Raw genomic sequence first — 20,305 nt, forward strand, 5'->3', positions numbered from 1 at the left:
CAATCGCAGCGGCGACGGCAGCCTTGCGAGGATCTTCCGGCTCAGCAGAGGTTTCGGCAGGTTCAGCGTCTGTTTGCTGCTCGGCTTCTTTGGCGGCTTTCTTCGCTTTAGCACGGGCAATCGCAGCGGCGACGGCAGCCTTGCGAGGATCTTCCGGCTCAGCAGAAGTTTCGGCAGGTTCAGCGTCTGTTTGCTGCTCGGCTTCTTTGGCGGCTTTCTTTGCCTTAGCGCGGGCAATCGCAGCAGCGACGGCGGCCTTGCGAGGATCTTCCGGCTCAGCAGAAGTTTCGGCAGGTTCAGCGTCTGTTTGCTGCTCGGCCTCTTTGGCGGCTTTCTTTGCCTTAGCGCGGGCAATTGCAGCGGCGACGGCGGCCTTGCGGGGATCCTCCGGCTCAGCGTTGGCCTCGGCTGCTTCAGCACCTGTTGATTGCTCGGTCTCTTTAGCGGCTTTCTTTGCTTTCGCACGAGCGATGGCGGCGGCAACAGCAGCTTTGCGAGGATCTTCGGCTCCTGTGTCGCTTTGTGATGGCGTCGCCTCGTTGTCCTGCTGGGCTGACTTTTTCGCCTTGGCGCGTGCAATGGCCGCAGCAACAGCGGCTTTACGCGGATCCTCTGCAGTGGCAGCTGAAGAATCAGTCGCGTCATTTTGTTGTGCTGTTTTTTTAGCTTTAGCCCTTGCTATGGCGGCGGCAACGGCATCTTTGCGTGAGCCTTCTCCGCCGGCATGCATCTCAGGTGCAGCTTGTGCGTCTTTTTCTGCTTTGTACTGACGCGCTTTTTCTTTGCGCTTAGCACGCTCCAGTGCCACTTCTGAATTGTCCGGCTCCAGCGTGCCATCGGCCGCTTTTTTGGCTTTGGCCCGCTCAATCGCGGCTTGTACAGCAGACTGGCTGTCTTTTTTCTGTTTGACGCGCTCCATCGCGGCGCTGACTTTATCGCTTTGCTCTGCACTGCGGGTACTGCTGCGCGCTGAGCGTTTATGACGATTTTGACGTTCTTCCTGCTCCCGCTCGAGTCGCTCTTTGCGTGCCTCAAAGCGTTCTTTAGCACGCTCCGCCTTCACTTTTTCGAGCTTTTGCTCGCGGATCTCGGCCTTGGCAACCCGGTAGTACTGCACCAGCGGGATTTCACTCGGACAAACATAGGCGCAAGCACCACACTCAATACAGTCGAACAAATTATGTTCTTCCAGTTTGTCGTACTCTTTGCCTTTGGCAAACCACTGCAGTTGTTGTGGCAGCAGGGTTTGCGGACAGGCATCGGCACATGCGCTACAACGAATACATGCCTGTTCGGGGCCGGCAACGGCCAGCTCCTGATTATCCGGTGCGAGAATACAGTTGGTGGTTTTTACGACTGGAATTCGCACTGTTGGCAGGGTAAAGCCCATCATAGGGCCACCCATGATAACACGCTGTTCTGCCACAGGTTCAAAGCCCTGGCAAGTAAGTAAGTGCTTAATTTCTGTGCCCAGCAGTGCCCAGACATTTTGTGGTGTCTGGATGGTGTTTCCGGTCACAGTTACCACGCGCTCAATCAACGGTTTGCCTTTGCACACGGCTTCGCTGACGGCAAACAAAGTACCGACATTCTGTACCAAGACGCCAACATCGGCAGGTATTCCGCCACTGGGGACTTCTTTAGAGGTCAATACCTGGATCAATTGTTTCTCACCGCCCGAGGGGTATTTAACCGGTAGGCCACGGATCAGGATTTTGCTATTGTGAGCGGCCGCAGCGGTCATCGCCTGAATAGCCTCAGGTTTGTTGGTTTCAATACCAACCAGCACATATTCCGGGCTTAGCAGGTGCTGCATGATCTCTATGCCCTGCACAATTTGCTCGGCATGTTCGCGCATGAGTAGATCATCTGCGGTGATGTAAGGCTCGCACTCAACGCCGTTGACCACTAAAAATTCAACAGGTTTATGCTTTGCGCTGTCGGCTTTGACATAGGTTGGAAAGCCCGCACCGCCCATTCCGGCAATACCGGCATGGTGAATAATGTCGATCAAGGCCTGGTTATCGAGCTGGGTGTAGTCTGGAACCGGACTAAGTTCACACCAGCTGTCCTCTCCGTCTGGCGTGAGTACGATACTCAATTCAGGTAAAGCGGAAGGGTGTGCTGAAGGCATGGGTTTGATGTCACTGATCACCCCAGAAGTTGGCGCATGCACAGGCAAAGACCAGTTTGCGCCCGGGCGGGTCAATGCCTGACCTTTTAGTACGCTGTCCCCTTTATTTACCAGCAGCTGACCGTTGGCTCCAATATGTTGTTTCAGAGGTAGTACCAGATAGTCGGGCAGGGGAATACGACCAATACTCGCCTGATTTGACACAGATTTTTGCTCCGGTGGATGAATGCCGCCGGGAAACTGCCACAATTTACCGTGTTCAATTTGCTCAAGTAAAGTTTCCACTTAAACCTCTTAGTCGATTTGCTTTACAGGAATGGCGTCAATTTGCCATTTCCAGGTTTGGACGGTTTGTGCCACCGGGATCATATCAATACAATCGACAGGGCAGGGGTCAACACACAGGTCGCAGCCGGTGCACTCGTCTGCAATGACGGTATGCATTTGCCGGGTTGCGCCGACGATGGCATCAACCGGACAGGCCTGAATACACTTAGTGCAACCAATGCACTCATCTTCGCGTATATAGGCAACCTTCTTAATGGGCTCTGCTTCTTCACCCCCAGCCAGAGGCTTGGCCTCAACGCCCATTAAATCGGCCAGTTTTTTCACCGTTGCCTCGCCACCAGGTGGACATTTATTTACGTCATCACCATTAGCAATCGCTTCTGCATAGGGGCGACAACCGGGGTAGCCACACTGACCACATTGTGTTTGTGGCAAGATGGCATCTACCTGATCAACAATGGGGTTGCTTTCAACCCGGTACTTTACGGCGGCGTAGCCGAGAATAAGGCCAAAAACCAGCGCCAGTGCGCCGATGGCAATTAGTGCATAAAACAGTGTCATCTTAGAACTTCACCAATCCAGAAAAACCCATAAAGGCCAGCGACATCAGTCCGGCTGTGATCATGGCAATTGAGGCACCTTTAAACGGTGCAGGTACATCCGCGACGGCCAGACGTTCTCTCAGTGCGGCAAACAACACCAACACCAGTGAAAAACCAACGGCAGCACCAAACCCATACACTGCCGAACCAATGAAGGTGTGGTCATTTTTAATGTTGAGCAATGCTACCCCTAACACCGCGCAGTTGGTGGTGATAAGCGGCAGGAAAATACCGAGCAGGCGGTATAAGGTTGGGCTGGTCTTGCGAACGACCATCTCTGTAAACTGCACAACCACAGCAATCACCAAAATAAAGCTCATGGTGCGCAGGAAGGTGAGATCCAGTGGCAGCAAAATGTATTGATTGACCAGGTAGCTGGTGACAGAAGCCAACGTCAGAACGAAGGTGGTCGCGAGTGACATACCAATAGCGGTTTCGAGTTTGCCCGAGACACCCATAAACGGGCACAAGCCGAGGAATTGCACCAATACAAAGTTATTTACCAGCACTGTGCCAATAAGCAACAGAATATACTCTGTCATGCTTGCCCCTTAGTGTGAATGAATTTACAGAGAACCAGAATAGACTGAGAATTCTAACAATTTCGGGCTTGAGATCACAGCATTTAGCCGGGAGAGAGGGGGGAAAGTTTGTTAAAAATGGCTAGTAAAGTTGACAATAGGGCGACAGGTTCGCCCCATTGTCATCAGAGTATTAAATTTCTTTTGGTTTTTCTATGTAGTAACCCTGAACGCCGTCCAGACATAAGGTTTCAACGATGTGTTTTTCTTCCTGGCTTTCGACTCCTTCGGCAAACACACTGACCCCGATGCGGTGAGCCAGGTCGACCATCAGACGCATAAAGTACTGGTTGTTTTTGTCCTCTTCCAGTCCTCGGGTATAGCTGGCATCCATCTTAATAAAGTCGGGTTTCAGGTCGCGGAAGAACTTAAAGGATGTGAGTCCAACACCGAACCGCTCAACGGTTATCCGAGCACCAACCCGGTGTACCATATCGATAAAGCGCTTGCTGGCTTTGATATTCTGTTGCAAGCCGAATTCGCTGACTTCAAAGATAAGCTTAGATGCCAGGTTGGCTTCTTTTAGCAGTCGACGCTCAAGCCAAATAACAAACTGGTCGCTGTGCGCACTGGACGCGGTTACATTTATCCCGAAGAACTTCTCATTGAAATTGCGCGACTTGATCATCTCGATTGAGGTGTCGATGATAAGTTGATCTATTTCTACTGCCATCTCCAGCTTTTCGGCCATTGCCAGGAAAGAGGCCGTGGGTAGCATTTGCCCGTCTTCGGTTTTAAAGCGTGCTTGTATTTCGGCATAGGCTTTGACATTTTTACCAATCGGCATAATGTTTTGCATCATCAGCATAACGCGACGGCTTTCAATGACTTCACGAATAACGCGTCGCCAGTTCTGGTTGCCGAAACCCGCGCCGACATTATTTACTAAGTCGGTTTCGCGTTGCAGGTGCCAGGCGTTGGCTTGCTTGCTCTGTGCCATACTCATTGCGTTATCCACAACGGACAGCAATTCGCCTAAAGGCTTGCCCGACTCATAAGGGACAATACCTGTGTTCGCAACCGAACTTAATTCCTGGTTTTGCTGATATTGAGTGAACCTGGCTTGCAGGGTTTCACCAAAACGCTCAGCTTCTTTTGATGGAATATTTGGTAAGATAACCGCAAAATCTGAGCTATTGAGGCGAAACACCTGACTACCGGTATAAGTACCGCTGACATGTTTGACGATGTCGGCAATCCCTTTAATATACAGATCGCCTTTCTGGTAGCCTCGAGTTTGGTTAATCATTTGCAATTCACTGCAGCGCACCATTGCCAGTGAACCGAAACTTTTATCGCTGGCTGACTCAATTTGGTGTTCGTAGTACTCAACAAACATATTGCGGTTTCCAAGTCCGGTCACCACATCTTTATAGGCTTCTTGTTTGATAGACTGGGCCGCTGACTTAATGTCTTCCTGCTTGCTCTTTAAAAAGTGTGCAAGTCGATTGAAAGAGGGGGCTAATTCTGCGCCAAGCTCAGCCACTTTATTGGTGTTGAAATCCTGATCTATGCTTTCAGAAACTTGGTTTTGAGTAATATAGATGTCGACGGCATCGGCAACCGTCATACTGACATTGCGATTTAGCTTGCGATAAATTGTCTTCATATAGAAGATGGGTATAAAGGCCATCAGTGCGGAGATGATGATCATGAAAACGAGCGCCTGTTGTAACAATTCAGCCTGACTCTGCACATTGATCAAAAATTCAATTTTGATGTCTTTACTTTTATTAACCGCAAACTGAGGTCTGATAGAGTTTAGTGTGTCGGCAATGATGCCCGCCAATACGGGCATTTCGCTTTGGGTATTGATGTTCAGTACAGTTTGCCCGGCAAAGTCACGCACAATAAAGGAAGAAAAGACATTACCACTGCCAAGAGACAAGCGAATATGCTCGGGCGTGACATCTGCCATGGTTTTTTCCTGAATATAGTTGCTTACCATACTCTGTGCATTTTGCTGGGCTCTGCTGACGGCGTTGTCAAAGCTACTTGCAATCAAGAAGCTACCAAGCGCAGAAAAAACAATCCAGGAAACGAGCTGGAGAAATATGAGTTTTTTAAAACCTGCCATTGTTATTCATCTACCTGAAACTGGGATTAAATTCCGTTCGTCGACTGACTTGTATTAGCAGCCTTTTTGAGGAGTGAAATAGCCGCCTAGAATGCCTGTAGGGTAGAGCATTCATCAGAAAAAGTCTAATATAATCGAACAATTGCCAATGCGAAATGAACTAAAAGTGGATATAAATAAGGGAATATTATGAGTTGGCTCCCCCTCCCCGACTCGAACGGGGGACCTGCGGATTAACAGTCCGTCGCTCTAACCAACTGAGCTAAGGGGGAACAGAATGAAGTTACTCAAAGTGGCTCCCCCTCCCCGACTCGAACGGGGGACCTGCGGATTAACAGTCCGTCGCTCTAACCAACTGAGCTAAGGGGGAACTTTTTGAGTTAAAAACGATGAACCAAGTAAATTGGCTCCCCCTCCCCGACTCGAACGGGGGACCTGCGGATTAACAGTCCGTCGCTCTAACCAACTGAGCTAAGGGGGAATCGTTTATATTGAAAGATTGGCTCCCCCTCCCCGACTCGAACGGGGGACCTGCGGATTAACAGTCCGTCGCTCTAACCAACTGAGCTAAGGGGGAAGCATGTCTCTCAACGGGGCGAAATATTAATGACCGCTAGGCAAGGTGTCAACAATAAAAATCATTGAATTGTAAAAAAGCAGTTCGTTCGTTGAATTAATGCTCGATTTGCGCCTTTTTTGGCTGCCTTTAAGCCACTTCAGTACCTTATCTAGTGCAAGGGAGATAATGCGACGGAAAGTGTCAAAGTGACGAAATGTACAATTTTTGATGCTTGTGTCGTTATTTTGTTCGAAGCGAACTTTTTTTGCACTTTAACAGAGATCCGATTTGTCAGCGATTTGAGATCTCATAAAGATCCTGGAAATGATCGAATAACAATCCAGTATAATTGGGGTTTGTTGCACAAAAATTACTCAATATATACAGAATTATTGCATATAAATGTTCTGGAAAATTTAAAGGTTATAAGTATCATGTAGTTAGGTGGTTTTTGGGGCCATTGCCACTAATTTGCAATATTTTGATATTGGTCTAGTAGCACTGGATCTTTCCCCGAAAAGCGACTCGATCCCGATCGAATAAGCAGGTGATCAAGTATAAGGGAGCGATCTTTCATTCGGATCGCAAGCTAGGCCTTTATTTTTAAAGGCTGTGATAAGTTATCCACGGAATCTGTGGATAACATTGTTTATTAAACTTTAAAAAGTGCTACAACGCCATATATTCCGCGGCATAGCGACGATGCAAGCGTTTTGATGAAAAATAATTGGTTGTTATAAATCAATAGCTTATTAAATTTGCACCATACTGGAACGAGAAATGCACAATATGACGGATTTATTTCGTCCTCGCCCCATTGATGTGCAAAAAGTGACCCGAATCAAGTTCTATTTTTCTAAAAAACCAACTTTTTCCGAAAAATGTTTGAGTTGGTGTGAAATACCCCAATAAAACAATTTTTAATGCGCTGCCAGATATCCGCTAACTTATGGGATTCACTCGTTTGTCGTTAAAACAAGATATCGTCGTGCGATACGCCGTTTTGGCTAAACCCAGGTGGTAATGTCAAACGTAATACACATCAGCCGTATCATCCGCACAGGCTGGATGTTTAATTAAGTGCATCATCGAAAGTGATCCATTAGAATACTCGCTTCCAAATGAGGTAAAGCAAACTATGTCCGCAGTTCGTCAATCAAATCCCGGTAGTGATATTCTCAATGGGTCAATCGTGGAAACGCTTAGACGCATGACCGTTCCCATGATTTTTGGCATGATCACTCTGATGAGTTTCAACTTAATCGACACTTTTTTTATCAGCTTACTCGGTACAGAGCCGCTCGCGGCAGTGAGTTTTACCTTTCCTGTTACTTTTACTGTTATTAGTCTTGCCATCGGGCTGGGTATCGGTACATCTGCGGTCATTGCAAAAGCCTTGGGTGCCAACAATATGGAAGAAGCTAAATTCGACGGCTTTGTCGCATTACTGGTATCTGCGGTGATGGTGGCTGTTTTATCAGCCATTGGTTATGTATTGATAGAGCCCATTTTTACCTTGCTGGGTGCCAGTGCGCAAACTATGCCTTATATATACGACTATATTTCAATCTGGTTTGCGGGCGCCATATTTCTGATTATGCCGATGATTGGTAACTCTATACTCAGAGCCAGTGGTGATACAAAAACGCCCAGTCTAATTATGGGGTTGGGCGGGCTTATCAATGCCATTTTGGACCCCTTGCTAATTTTTGGTTATGGTCCATTTCCGGAACTTGGTGTAAAAGGGGCGGCGATCGCCAGTGTGATTGCCTGGAGCGTAGGCGTAGTGTTTATTTTGTATTTACTGGCAGTTAAGAAGCGCTTACTACAAATTAGTAGTCCGCAGCAAAGCATCACTCAGGCTACCAGTAAAATATTGAAGATTGGGTTGCCTGCGGCAGGGGCTAACATGCTCACGCCAATAGCGATGGCAGTCATGACGGCCATCATTGCTACCTATGGTGCGGAAGCTGTGGCTGCTTTTGGTGTAGGCAGTCGTATTGAATCCATTGCCAGTTTGGTGGTGCTAGCCTTATCTATGACTTTACCACCTTTTGTCAGTCAAAATTTCGGAGCTCAGAAATATCAGCGAGTTGAAGACGCATACCGGACCACCCTGAAGTTTGTTATGGCCTGGCAATTTGGCATCTATATATTGCTCATAGCGGCTTCTCATTGGATCAGTCAGGCTTTTGGTGATGAGCCACAAGTCGTCGAGATCATTAAGTTGTTTATTTACACCTTACCCTTGAGTTACGGTTTGCAAGGGGTAATCATCCTGACCAATTCATCGTTCAATGCGTTGCATAAGCCAATGCGCGCATTAGTATTAAGTGTCGTTAGGTTGTTTGTGTTCTATATACCCTGTGCCTATCTGGGTTCTCATTTTGCGGGCATTCAAGGACTATTTATCGGTGCTGCATTTGGTAATCTGTTCACCGCCATATTGGCGTATAAATGGTTCACAAGTACGTTAGCCGCAATGCAACAGTGCACACGACAGGAGGAAGTGGTATGAGTGATGTATTTGACTTGGTTTCTGACTTTTCACCCAGTGGTGATCAGCCTACGGCAATAGCTCAACTTTGTGATGGGTTAGAAGCCGGTCTGGCCCATCAGACTCTGCTGGGGGCAACCGGGACCGGTAAAACGTTTACCATGGCCAATATTATCCACACTCTGAATCGGCCTACTATCATCATGGCGCACAATAAAACTCTGGCGGCGCAGCTGTATGGTGAGATGAAAGAGTTTTTCCCAAATAACGCGGTTGAATATTTCGTCTCTTACTATGATTATTATCAGCCCGAAGCTTATGTGGTTGCCAGTGATACTTTTATAGAGAAAGATGCGTCAATCAATGAGCACATAGAACAGATGCGCTTATCTGCGACAAAAGCACTCCTGGAGCGTCGGGATACGATTATCGTTGCATCTGTCTCTGCCATTTATGGTTTGGGTGATCCAGATTCATATATGAAGATGATGCTGTTGCTGAAAGTGGGCGAAACCATGGAGCAGCGAGCAATGCTCAGGCGTTTGGCTGAACTTCAGTATACCCGTAACGATATGGATTTTAGTCGTGGCACGTATCGGGTCAGAGGTGAAGTGATAGATATCTTCCCGGCAGAATCCGATACCTATGCTATCAGAGTGGAAATGTTTGATGAAGAGATCGAACGCATCAGCATGTTTGACCCACTAACTGGCGCGGTGGAAAAGCACTTAGTTCGGGCCACTATTTATCCTAAAACTCACTATGTTACACCGCGTGAGAAAATCCTTGATGCGATTGAAAAAATCAAACTTGAGCTCAAAGAGCGGCGCAACAAGTTATTGACTGACAATCGCTTGGTCGAAGAGCAAAGGGTCGCGCAACGCACACAGTATGACATTGAAATGATGACCGAGTTGGGTTATTGCTCAGGCATCGAAAACTACAGTCGTTACTTATCCGGTCGTGCACCTGGTGAGCCACCACCGACCTTGCTGGATTATTTGCCAGATGATGCCTTGATGATCATTGACGAATCTCATGTCACCGTTTCACAGATTGGTGCCATGTATAAGGGAGATCGCAGCCGCAAAGAGAACTTGGTTGAGTACGGATTCAGGCTACCTTCTGCCATGGATAATCGCCCACTGAAATTTGAAGAGTTCGAAGCGATTGCACCGCAGACGATTTATGTCTCTGCTACGCCTGGGGACTATGAACTCAATAGATCCTGTGGTGAAGTGGCCGAGCAGGTGATCCGCCCTACGGGGCTGTTAGACCCGGAACTGGAAGTACGCCCCGTGGCAACTCAAGTTGATGATCTCTTATCTGAAATTTATCGTCGAGTCGAGCTTAAAGAGCGTGTTCTGGTCACGACTCTGACCAAGCGTATGTCTGAAGATCTTACCGACTACCTCAATGACCATGATGTCCGGGTACGTTATTTACACTCTGATATTGATACTGTAGAACGAATGGAAATTATCCGGGATCTGCGTAAAGGTGTGTTTGACGTCTTGGTTGGCATTAACTTGCTACGTGAAGGCCTGGATATGCCAGAGGTTTCATTGGTTGCCATTCTGGATGCGGATAAAGAGGGCTTCTTACGTTCAACACGGTCACTCATCCAGACAATTGGTCGGGCTGCACGGCACATCAATGGTAAAGCTATCTTGTATGGGGATTCGATCACCAAATCTATGCGTCAGGCAATTGATGAAACAGAGCGACGTCGAGCTATTCAGCATGCTTACAACGAAAAGCATGGCTTAAAACCGCAAGCCTTGGTGAAGAAAGTCACAGATGTAATGGATTTGGGTGAAGAAGTCTCGGCAGAGCAGTCTAAAGTTATGCCGAAAGTGTCGAAAAAGACAGCTCCTTCTAAGCAAACACATAGTGTCGCTGAATTGACTGAGCAGATAAAGCAGCTAGAGTCGCAGATGATGCAATACGCACGTGAGTTGGAGTTCGAGAAGGCAGCTGCGATACGGGATGAAGTGCATCTGTTGCAGCAGCAGTTACTGAAAAGCTGATACAATAAAGCGCAGCCACTGGCTGCGCTTTTAACTAATTCCTTTAGAAACGGTAACTGACACCAAAGCCTAAGTTGGTTGTGTCCAGGTCACCCATGTCCAGGTATTGAATACTGGCATTAACCGACATCCCATTGTCCCAGTCGTATTGCCAGCCAGCTTCTGTCATGAAGCTTATGCCATCTTCTTCAACCATGGTTTTGCCTTTGTAGCCAATTTCGTAATCGTAATAATGCGCGCCGAGCTTGGCGAACAGGTAACTATTATCGGTAATCTGGTACTGACCTTTAACAGCCAATACAAAGTTGTCATAGTCTAGCTCATTTGCACCAAGGCCAAACAATGCTTTGTCATTGCGTGTACAAGTAAACTTGTCGTCACTATCGTCCTTACATTCCCATTCATCCGCTTCCATACCTGTGTTGTAAGCGGCTTCCAGCGCCCAGGTCGAGTCGTATTGATAGTTGTAGTAAAAGTATACGTGTGTAACACCATCACCATCCTGATCTGAGCTATTGTAAGAGGCACTGCCGCCGAATAGTTGTGCGCCTACGCGGTGTTGTTCATCATTTTGTGCAGCCTGTGATGCAAAAGAGGCTGAAACTGCCAAAACCAGTGAGAGGAGAGATAAAGATTTCATTGCTGTCATTCCGTTTGATTAACTTGCTGACAAGTTTATTCAGACTCCTTGTGAGAGTCTGTTTGTGGGGTGTCATAAAATGTAAGTGCTTGTAGGAAGGCTGTGAGTAACTATGTCTCAGCTAGTCTGCGCAATGAAAAGCACGGCTTATGGTCTGCAGGTCTGTCGCCTTGACAGGGTTGGAGGGGGTATTACTTCTGACCAGGACAACATCTATTGAAGGTAAGGGAGGTAAACCCTGGTCACTCAGGATAGAAAGGCCCTCTGCACTACTTTGTGCAAGTGCGCCGAGCGCCAACTCTGCTTTAACAAGCGCGCGCAATGCTGAAGCGCTCTGACAATTAGCAATGACTTTAAATGGTCGCTCCTGCTTCATTAAACCCTCGATGGCGGCCTGATGAAAACGACAGTCTCGTTGAAATACAGCGAGCGAAATGAGGGCTTTTGGATGCAAAGTACCAACCCATACCCCTTGATCATGGTATAGAAAGAATCCTTCCTCGGAGTCTGGGCTTCGCGTGATCACGCCCAAATCAAGCTCACCCTGATCCAGCGCATCTTTTATTCGGTTGCTGGACATGCAGTGAATATCAAGCTCGAGGTTCTGCCATAGTTGATGCAGCTGAGTGGTGAGTGAAGGCAATATAGTGTCAGCATAATCGTCTGGGCAACCCAGTCTGAGAAGCGTAGGTCGCTCGCTTTGACGCATATGTGCCAGAGTATCATCGTGCAATCTAACCAGTTGTTTTGCGTAACGCATTAAGGTGTGCCCATCCTGAGTCAGATGTAACTTTCGACCTGATTTTTCAAACAGGGGCTTACCTACATCTTCCTGGAGCTTTTTCATCTGCATGCTAATGGCTGATTGAGTTCGGTGTAGCTGGTTAGCTGCGCGAGTAAAGCTGTCATTTTCGACGCAGGCGATAAAGCTACGTAATGATTCAATGTCCATATCTATAAGAGTTGTTGATGTTTGATATTAGAATTATCCGTTGGTTTAGCTTGATAAAGCAACTTAAAGTAGGAGCCATAACAATCATCGCTATTGAAATAAGGACGACTATGAAGCTTTACATTGGCAACAAAAACTACTCTACCTGGTCTTTGAGAGCTTGGTTATTATTTGAAAGATATGGGCTAAAGCGTCAGGAAACCATGTTGAAACTAGAAACAGACACATTTTATCAGACCTTGTCAGGTATTAGCCCAACCAACAAGGTACCGCTACTTATTGATGGAGATGTGGTGGTCTGGGAATCTCTGGCAATCTGCGAATACATCAACGAAACTTATCTTTCAGGGAAAGCCTGGCCTGAAAATCCTGAGTTACGTGCGCGCGCACGATCACTTAGCAGTGAAATGCACAGTGGTTTTTTGGCACTCAGATCGGAAATGCCAATGAATATTCGGGCAAAACGTTATGTGGACTTATCTGTAGCCGCGCAAAAAGACATAGCAAGGATTGCACAAATTTGGCGAGAACAAATGCGGGAATTTGGCCAACAGGGTGGCTGGTTATTCGGTGAATGGAGTATAGCCGATGCGATGTTTGCACCGGTTGTTATGCGGTTTATCACTTATGGCATTGAGCCTGGACCAGAAGCAACTGCATATATAGAAAAAGTACTTGCTTGCCCTGCCATTCAGAGGTGGCGCGCAGACGCGCTGCTTGAGCAGGATATAGTACCAAGTGATGAAGCTGGCATTCCAAGTGACTAATGTAAGGCGCAGGTATTAATATTGGGGTTATCTGCATACTGTGTCCTTATTTGGGTAATATACTTATTGTTGTGTGTTGCTCAATAATGGAAGCGTCTAATGCTGACCCCAGTTACCTCCCATAATCAAATCATCTATCATAATCTGGCGCAGGCTTATGAGGCTGAGTTTTCTCCTCTTACAGATAAAAGCCCTGGCCCTGACGGCGTATTTGCATTAGATACGTTGCTGGACGGTAACGTCAGAGGATATTTATGTTATGTCAACAAAACGCCGGTCGGATTGGCAGCGATAGCGCAGCATCAGGAAAGAGAGTTTGAGGTTTGTGAGTTTTATATAGTACCTCGTTTTCGCAAAGCCGGGCTCGGCGCTCGATTTGCTCGCGCTATCTGGGCGAACTCTCCGGGTCTGTGGACCATTAAGCAGATTGCTGGTGCCGACTATGCAACGCAATTCTGGCGTCGTGCAATTGCTCAAGCCGGCATAGAAGAGATGGAAGAAGACACCTACCATGACCCATACTGGGGCACAGTGATGCGCCAGCGATTCAGATACGATATGTAATCGTCTAACTGAGTTAGGCTGTCAGGCGCGTATCTGTGTCAGGATGTGCTGGCAGTCTGGCAGCGCCATAAAGTGTGGCACTGGGTAATCGGGGTGTGCCTCTTCAAGTGCCAGGACTGCCAGTGACTGAATATCGTCACTGAGCACTTCACTGAGGTGAGCCTGAATGTTGAGTTGCGCCAGCAAATCTGTGATGTGTGTGATGAAGTCTTGCGCCTGCCGCTCAATAGGGTAATCCAAAGAAGTCAGATTACAATGACGCGCGATCGTGGCTAACTGGCGGTGTATCCGGCTGCCATACCAATGCAGAACTGGCAATAGCAATACTGCGTTTGCCAGGCCGTGCGGAGTGCCATATTTGGCTGTGAGCTGGTGTGAGATAGCATGCACATAGCCTACCGATGTTCGCGTGAATGCTTGTCCAGCTAGGAAAGAGGCATAGAGCAGCTTTTCTCTTGCCTCAAGGTTCTGACCATCAGAGTAAGCAATAGGCAGGTGGCAGAAGATAAGCTCACACGCCTCGAGTGCTTTTTCATTCGTCAGTTGAGTCGCGTTAATACTTAAGATCGCTTCAATAGCGTGAGTTAGTGCGTCGATGGCTGTGGTTGCCGTTATCCCGGCCGGTAAACTGGTCGTGAGCTGGCTCAATAGAACCGCACGCTGTGGGACCAGGCAAAAGTCTGCGGCAGCGAGCTTTTTGCCCTTTTTTTCGTCGTTAAACACTGCCGCAACCGTTGTCTCAGATCCAGTGCCTGCTGTGGTCGGTATTGCAATGTTAGGAGGGAGTGTTTTAAGCACCTTAAACAAACCTGAAAAGGCGTCAACTGAGCGTTTTGGGCGGACAGCCCGAGCACCAATTAATTTTGCAGCGTCCAGTACCGAACCACCGCCAACACTGATAATTGCCTTGCAGTTGTTTGACAGGTAGGTTTGATAGCCTTGCTCGATATTCTCTATCGTGGGGTTAGCCTGCACTTTATCATAAACGACAGGGTGCAGGTTTTGAGCCTCCAGTGCCGTGATAACGGGGGAAATGACGTCTAACTCATTCAGGACTTTGTCTGTTACCAGCATGACCTGAGTACCATGTGGTAGAGCTAGATCTTGTATGGCACTGGCCAGTCCCGTTAAACCTTTGTACAGCTCTGGTGCTGGAATGCCAATAAATCTGACAATGCATTTCAGTAAAAAGTGATAGCAGCGATAGAGTAGGTGCATAACCTGGAAAGCTCAAGTGGTTGTTTATTGCACAAAAGCATAGCCGAAAGTGCCTGTATAAGGCAAAGATTTAGTGTGGCAGGTATTTGAAATCGTGTTACTTTAGAAAGAGGGTGAGCCAGCTCTAAAGTGCTGGCCCATATGCAGAGGATTAAACAACTCCGCGTGGTAAACGGCAGTCATGATCCTTTTCTGCCAGCTCAATGATCCAGGCTTCTTCTGCTGTGTAGCCATCTTCATTTGCTTTGACAACCGTGAACGGGGTTGCTTTTTTAACCGCTGGCGCTGCTGCCTTGGTTGTTGCTTTTTTCTTAGGCGCAGGTTGTTCTGTCGCGGCTGTTCCTGAAGTTAGCTCTTCGGTTAAAGCTGCTACATCTGCCAGACGCATATTTTTGCCACCGTCAATGCTGTACCAGCCAGGTTTAGTGGTGATCTCTGGCTTTTTACCGTGTGTGGCTTCATATGCGGCTTCAAATGCACTTAAAACTTCAGTTTTATCTAGTTTACTCATCGTAAATCCCAGTCGTGTTATACGCGGATACGCAGGTTAAGATTAAACGATATTTATACCTATTTTTGAGTAATTTTTCAATTTTTTGCGTTTTTAAGCTCTGATTCATCGCAAATCAGTCCCTGTTCAAGGGGGATATATCCAACTTTGGTATTACAAAGCTTGTGGGTCAATCATTCGACGCAGTGCTATCCATTGCCTTCCTATCAGTTCATGGGCATAAGTCGTTACTGCGTTTAATACCGATGCATTGGCGATAAAGCGCCGATACTCCGGCGAATTACCGTAACTGTAAAATTGTACGGGCGCGGCAAGGGTATCCACACCCTGTGCAGAGAACAAATCTTGTGCACGCGCCATATGGCTGGCAGATGTGACCAGGGCGACTTTACTGTCAACTAGTCTGGTTGCAAGCAATAAAGCTTCTTCGGCTGTATCTCTGGCCCTTGGATTTTGAATTATTTTGTCTGCAGAAAGGCCAAGGGCTATTGCTGTTTTAGCCATCAAGGCGCTATTTGTTGCGTTGCCATGTCCGGCGCCCGAAACAATAAGCTGCGCATGTGGATAGGCATGAAGTAGTCTGAGCCCTTCGGTCAGGCGAGATAGTGTACAGCCGGATAGTTGTAAATTCGCCGGCAGATGTGGGGCGGGGTATACACCACACCCCAGCACGACGACATAGTCTACATTTTTATGTTTACTTATTGAAAACGGAGTCAACTTTTTCTCTGAGGGCGTTATGAGCACATCTGCAAAGAAAGGAGTACTGATTGTCCAGAGGCAGATCACCAACAGCCAGCTGGTCAGGTAAGATTTGCCATTTATTCTGGCGATAAACAGCAAGCAGAGCGCAAGTAATAGCAGAGTCACAGGTAGGGGCATTAACAAAGACCCAATTACCTTTTTTACCTCAAACATAAACAATGATCCGTATTTATCAGTCTGCGCCTAGTTTACCTCTATTAACTCTCAATTGCGTGGGTAATTCTGCTGATTTCTTGTTTAGCGATTTACGGATTGCTTGCACGTATTCAGGAAGTGTCGGTAAACCGGGTTATCCTTCATATTCTTTTTCATCGCAAGATACATGGGGCGATTCAAGCCCAAAGCACCTAAAGGTATAGATTTAATCAATCCCTGACTCTCATAAGGAGTAACTAACCAATCTGGTAGCGCCGCAACGCCCATACCGGCACTAACCAGTTGAAATATCAGTAGCCCCTGGTCCACGGTTTTCAAAGTGCCGTCAAATCGGGCATTCTGGATAAAGTGTTTGAAGATATCCTGGCGCTCTTTAGGGATGGGGTAAGAAATGATGGTCTCGTCTTTCAAATCGAGTGCGGTGACATAGGCTTTTTTAGCGAGTTCGTGATCAGGTGCAACAATGAGTTTCAGTTTAAAGTCAAAAATATGTGCGTATTCTACGTGCTCAGGCTCTCGAATATCTGAGGTCAGAACCAAATCCAACTCATCACTGAGTAGTTCAGGGATCGCGTCGTAGCTAAAACCACGTTCATAATCTACCTTGATGTCTGGCCAGAAGTTATTGAACTCTTTAATAGTCGGCAGTAACCAGTGAAAACAGGCATGGCATTCAACACTGAGCCTCAACTGTGAGATAGGTTGATTGAGACTTTCTTTAAGACGGCACTTGGTGGCTTCTACCTTAGGTAAAACGTCATTCGCAAGTTCTAGCAAAAGCATGCCCTGTGGGGTAAAGCGAACGGGCTGAGTCTTGCGCTCAAACAACTGGCAATCTAGTTTGTTTTCCAAATCTTTGATTTGGTGAGAAAGTGCTGACTGAGTGAGGAATAACTCACGCGCTGTATTGACCAGTGATCCGGTTTCTTTCAGGGTCGCTATGGTTTTTAAGTGCTTTATATCTATCATCATCAACAAATCTCATTCTAAACGTGAGTAAAACTCAGATTACACCCATACTACGCTGTGAATCCTAGCTATTCAACGTCTAGACGTCTACAAATCCAGCAGCGATTGACTAAATATTTACAAAATCACTATAGCACTATTTTTGACAGCGTTGTCATTCTTTATTTGACTTTTTTTAAAAAAATTACAATTTAATTTTACTCAAGTTGATTTTGAGAAAGAATCAGTTGTGAAAATGAGGGCTGAGACGTAAATTTTAGCCATCTAGACCGTCAAAGTGTGTTTGGTGCGCTGATACGGCACACGCTGAGGTTCGTGTGTATTTCAAAGCTTTGTTTACTCAAATAGTTTAAGTATTAAGTGAGCAAGTCTGACAATATGTGCTGCGCAGGGTCTCTACGGCCAGCTAAACACTGATAATGAAAAGCGCCAGCCTTGATCGGTGAACTTGTCTGTATCTGTTCCCGGGTTTGAGTTTACAAGACCAGTCTTACTGGGCGGTGAGCCACATAATCGATTTAGCATGGAGCAAAGCGTTGAGAGCCACACTGGCTTAATGTGTGTAAGCCAGTTACCCGATGCCCCCTCAGGGGGCATTTTTCGTTTTGGCCTTAATCTGCTCTGTCTGTAAAAAAGCCAGTGCCTGCGAAGCTTTAAGGGGGTGAGAAATTAAAAAACCTTGCCCATACTGGCATGATTTTGTGCTCAGCAGCTGAAACTGTTGCAGAGTTTCTATGCCTTCTGCTACTACTTCCAGGTCCAGTGACTTGGCGAGCGACAAAATCGCGTCAACCAGCGGGTTTTCTTCATCTGTTAGTTGATTAATAAAACTCTTGTCGATTTTAAGTACATGAATAGGCAACTGGTGCAGGTAGCCAAGCGCAGAATATCCGGTACCAAAGTCGTCGAGATACAGCTTCACGCCAAAGGGTGACAGACCATTAATTACTTTAGTCGCCAGGCTGAGGTTTTCAATCAGCCCTGATTCAGTGATTTCAAGGCTGAGCGCCCCTTGGTTTAGTTGGTAGGTATGATATAAGGCTGCGATCTGCTCTACAAATTCCAAACTGGCAAAGTGACGTGAAGAGACATTGACGGTCAGGCTGATGCCCTCAAACCCGGCAGTTTGCCATTGCGCGACTTGTTTTGCCGCCAGTTCGAGCAAGTGCAAATCGAGCTCGATAATTTGACCCGTTTGTTCTGCGATGGGAATGAAGTTATCAGGCGTGACTAAGCCATTTTTTGGGTGATGCCAGCGAACCAGTGATTCGAAGCTGACGACCTTAGGATGAGAGAGAGTGAAAATGGGCTGATAATAAAGCTCAAACTCTCCGTTCTTAATCCCATTTTGTAGATCGTTTTCTATGTCGGCCTGCTGTTTTAGCTTTTTACGCATCTCATTATTGAAATAGCGGATCTGACTGCGCCCCGCTGATTTAGCTTCGTACATAGCGGCATCAGCCTGTTGCAGCAGGGTAATGGCGTTATCAGAGTCGCTGGAGGTAAAGGCGACACCAATGCTGCTTGAAGCTTGTAGCAAATGGCCGTCGATATGAATGGGTTTCGCGATGGCTCCTGTGATGCGTTCCAGGGCAAGTTCGACTTGGTGTTTGTCACTAATATTTTCCATGAAGATGGCGAATTCATCGCCTCCCAGGCGTGCAAAGGTGTCAGTTTTGCGAATGCAGCCTCTTATCAGTTCCACAATGGCTACTAAAAAGTGGTCGCCGACATCATGCCCCAGCGCATCATTGATGCTTTTGAAGCGATCCAGGTCAAGGTATAACAAACAATGCTGATGTGCTGACTGACTCCGACCTAAAGACAAAATGGCATGTTTAATGCGCTCCAGCATCAGATATCGATTTGCCAGGCCTGTTAAGTCATCGTGCAATGCTCTGTGCTCCAGTGCCTGGCGGGCGAGGCGTCGGTCTATAGCCATGCTGAGCTGTCGACTGATGTAGGTTAGAATGGCTTTATGATGTTGGCTGAATGCCTGATCGTTGTCATAGCTTTGCAGTACAACAACGCCCTGATACTGGTCATTGACCACAAAGGGGACGCCGAGCCAGGAGCGTGGTGAACGACCGACCATTTTAAAGTTCTGCTGCTTTATATGCGTTAAAAACTGCTGGTGGTCACACAACAAGGGTTTTTGTTGTTTGATGATGTAATAAGAGGCAGTGTGTTTAATCTGCTCTTTGGATACTTTTTGATGAGCACTGCATTTTATTCCTGCTTCAATGAGGTAGTCTATTTCCAGGACATCAAGCTGGGTGTCGTAAAGGCCGATAAAGCAGTTTTCCGCCGGTAATTGTGAGCAAATGATGCTATACAGCTCATCATAAAAGGCGTCTAGGTTCCGTGACTGGTAAGTAATATTCGCGATCTTCAGCAAGCACTTTTCTAGCTGTTGTGCCTGATGCAGCTGATCTACAGTGGCTGTCAGGTGGTCCAGAGTTCGAACCTGATGAATTTTAGCGCTGAGTAAATGGGCAACGGTGGAGAGGATCTGCAAATGCGCTTGTGTAAAGTAATCCGGCTCAGGGTGTTCACAGTCAATCACGCCCAATAACGTGTTTTCATAAACCAAAGGCACACATAGCTCCGACAGCGCAGGCCGTGCGTCTGCTATGTACATTGGCTCAAGAGCAACGTTTCCAGAAAGAAAAGGTTGCTTAGTACGTGCCACATGGCCTGTGATCCCCGCAGCAATGGGGATGCGTTGTTGGCGTACTTCGTGGCCAATGTCTTTATGGGCAACCCCCATACTGGCGACGACATCCAAGAACTGACCTGCCGGATCACTGAGATAAATAACACAATCAACAAATCCCAGTCGGCTTACCACCTGGCTGGTAACATATTCAAAGAGTTCATCCAGATGTGTGATCTGCAATAGCGACGATGAAAACTGGTTGATGATGCTTAACTGTTCGGTTTTTGATTCTAGTTTTGCTTCTGACAGTATTGGCATGGCATAGGCCTGATTACT

At 47.0% G+C, this 20,305-nt stretch carries 15 protein-coding genes and 4 tRNA genes; 4 read left to right on the plus strand and 15 right to left on the minus strand.

Features of this window, described 5'->3' with window-relative positions; genetic code table 11:
* From rsxC to ACXAH1_RS14630, 8 genes are all read right to left on the minus strand, one after another.
* Nucleotides 1–2,419: electron transport complex subunit RsxC (gene rsxC, locus ACXAH1_RS14595; RefSeq protein WP_475197634.1), on the minus strand; the 2,419-nt coding region annotated here is incomplete at its 3' end.
* Between the two features lie 9 nt (nt 2,420–2,428).
* Nucleotides 2,429–2,983, minus strand: coding sequence for an electron transport complex subunit RsxB (gene rsxB / locus ACXAH1_RS14600; protein WP_046006703.1), 555 nt, complete (start codon nt 2,981–2,983; stop codon nt 2,429–2,431).
* 1 nt (nt 2,984) lies between these two features.
* A complete protein-coding gene (rsxA, locus tag ACXAH1_RS14605) occupies nt 2,985–3,566 on the minus strand; it encodes an electron transport complex subunit RsxA (protein ID WP_010386487.1) in 582 nt (193 codons plus the stop codon).
* 172 nt (nt 3,567–3,738) lie between these two features.
* Nucleotides 3,739–5,682: an EAL domain-containing protein gene (locus tag ACXAH1_RS14610; protein ID WP_475197637.1), complete on the minus strand. Its 1,944-nt coding sequence runs from the start codon at nt 5,680–5,682 to the stop codon at nt 3,739–3,741.
* Nucleotides 5,683–5,877: 195 nt separating this feature from the next.
* A tRNA-Asn gene (locus ACXAH1_RS14615) sits at nt 5,878–5,954 on the minus strand.
* A gap of 21 nt (nt 5,955–5,975) precedes the next feature.
* Nucleotides 5,976–6,052, minus strand: a tRNA-Asn gene (locus ACXAH1_RS14620).
* Nucleotides 6,053–6,086: 34 nt separating this feature from the next.
* Nucleotides 6,087–6,163 (minus strand) — tRNA-Asn (locus ACXAH1_RS14625).
* A gap of 19 nt (nt 6,164–6,182) precedes the next feature.
* Nucleotides 6,183–6,259 (minus strand) — tRNA-Asn (locus tag ACXAH1_RS14630).
* Nucleotides 6,260–7,379: 1,120 nt separating this feature from the next.
* On the opposite strand from ACXAH1_RS14630, the gene ACXAH1_RS14635 reads away from it, so the two are divergent.
* Together ACXAH1_RS14635 and uvrB are read left to right on the plus strand one after the other, a co-directional pair.
* The gene (locus ACXAH1_RS14635) at nt 7,380–8,759 is read left to right on the plus strand and encodes an MATE family efflux transporter (RefSeq protein WP_475197638.1); all 1,380 of its coding nucleotides are present in this window, start codon (nt 7,380–7,382) and stop codon (nt 8,757–8,759) included.
* Nucleotides 8,756–10,768 (plus strand): excinuclease ABC subunit UvrB, encoded by a 2,013-nt coding sequence (uvrB, locus tag ACXAH1_RS14640; RefSeq protein ID WP_475197641.1) that lies wholly within the window; start codon nt 8,756–8,758, stop codon nt 10,766–10,768. The genes ACXAH1_RS14635 and uvrB overlap by 4 nt, the downstream gene beginning before the upstream one ends.
* Nucleotides 10,769–10,811: 43 nt before the next feature.
* Here the strand turns inward: uvrB and ACXAH1_RS14645 are convergent, their stop codons facing one another.
* Nucleotides 10,812–11,408, minus strand: a complete 597-nt coding sequence (locus ACXAH1_RS14645; RefSeq protein ID WP_475197643.1) for an outer membrane beta-barrel protein — start codon at nt 11,406–11,408, stop codon at nt 10,812–10,814.
* Between the two features lie 121 nt (nt 11,409–11,529).
* Entirely contained in the window at nt 11,530–12,360 is an 831-nt protein-coding gene (locus tag ACXAH1_RS14650) for a LysR family transcriptional regulator (RefSeq protein WP_475197645.1), read from the minus strand.
* A gap of 110 nt (nt 12,361–12,470) precedes the next feature.
* Here ACXAH1_RS14650 and ACXAH1_RS14655 point away from each other — a divergent pair, with 110 nt between their 5' ends.
* Both ACXAH1_RS14655 and ACXAH1_RS14660 read left to right on the plus strand, forming a co-directional pair.
* Nucleotides 12,471–13,127 carry a glutathione S-transferase family protein gene (locus ACXAH1_RS14655; RefSeq protein ID WP_475197646.1) on the plus strand — a complete coding sequence of 219 codons (657 nt, stop codon included), beginning with the start codon at nt 12,471–12,473 and terminating at the stop codon, nt 13,125–13,127.
* Nucleotides 13,128–13,226: 99 nt separating this feature from the next.
* A complete protein-coding gene (locus tag ACXAH1_RS14660; RefSeq protein WP_475197648.1) occupies nt 13,227–13,691 on the plus strand; it encodes a GNAT family N-acetyltransferase in 465 nt (154 codons plus the stop codon).
* A 21-nt stretch (nt 13,692–13,712) separates the two neighbouring features.
* Here the strand turns inward: ACXAH1_RS14660 and ACXAH1_RS14665 are convergent, their stop codons facing one another.
* The 5 genes from ACXAH1_RS14665 to ACXAH1_RS14685 form a co-directional block, all read right to left on the minus strand.
* Nucleotides 13,713–14,909, minus strand: coding sequence for an iron-containing alcohol dehydrogenase (locus ACXAH1_RS14665; protein WP_475197649.1), 1,197 nt, complete (start codon nt 14,907–14,909; stop codon nt 13,713–13,715).
* 151 nt (nt 14,910–15,060) lie between these two features.
* On the minus strand, nt 15,061–15,420 hold the full coding sequence (locus ACXAH1_RS14670) for a hypothetical protein (protein ID WP_475197650.1): 360 nt from the start codon (nt 15,418–15,420) through the stop codon (nt 15,061–15,063).
* A 153-nt stretch (nt 15,421–15,573) separates the two neighbouring features.
* Complete coding sequence (locus tag ACXAH1_RS14675; RefSeq protein ID WP_475197652.1) at nt 15,574–16,338, minus strand: YdcF family protein; 765 nt, start codon at nt 16,336–16,338, stop codon at nt 15,574–15,576.
* A gap of 84 nt (nt 16,339–16,422) precedes the next feature.
* Nucleotides 16,423–17,310 (minus strand): LysR family transcriptional regulator, encoded by an 888-nt coding sequence (locus ACXAH1_RS14680; protein ID WP_054017350.1) that lies wholly within the window; start codon nt 17,308–17,310, stop codon nt 16,423–16,425.
* 586 nt (nt 17,311–17,896) lie between these two features.
* Nucleotides 17,897–20,287, minus strand: coding sequence for an EAL domain-containing protein (locus tag ACXAH1_RS14685; RefSeq protein ID WP_475197654.1), 2,391 nt, complete (start codon nt 20,285–20,287; stop codon nt 17,897–17,899).
* Nucleotides 20,288–20,305 lie beyond the last annotated feature (18 nt).

This window comes from Pseudoalteromonas sp. AWH4_217, assembly GCF_056161105.1.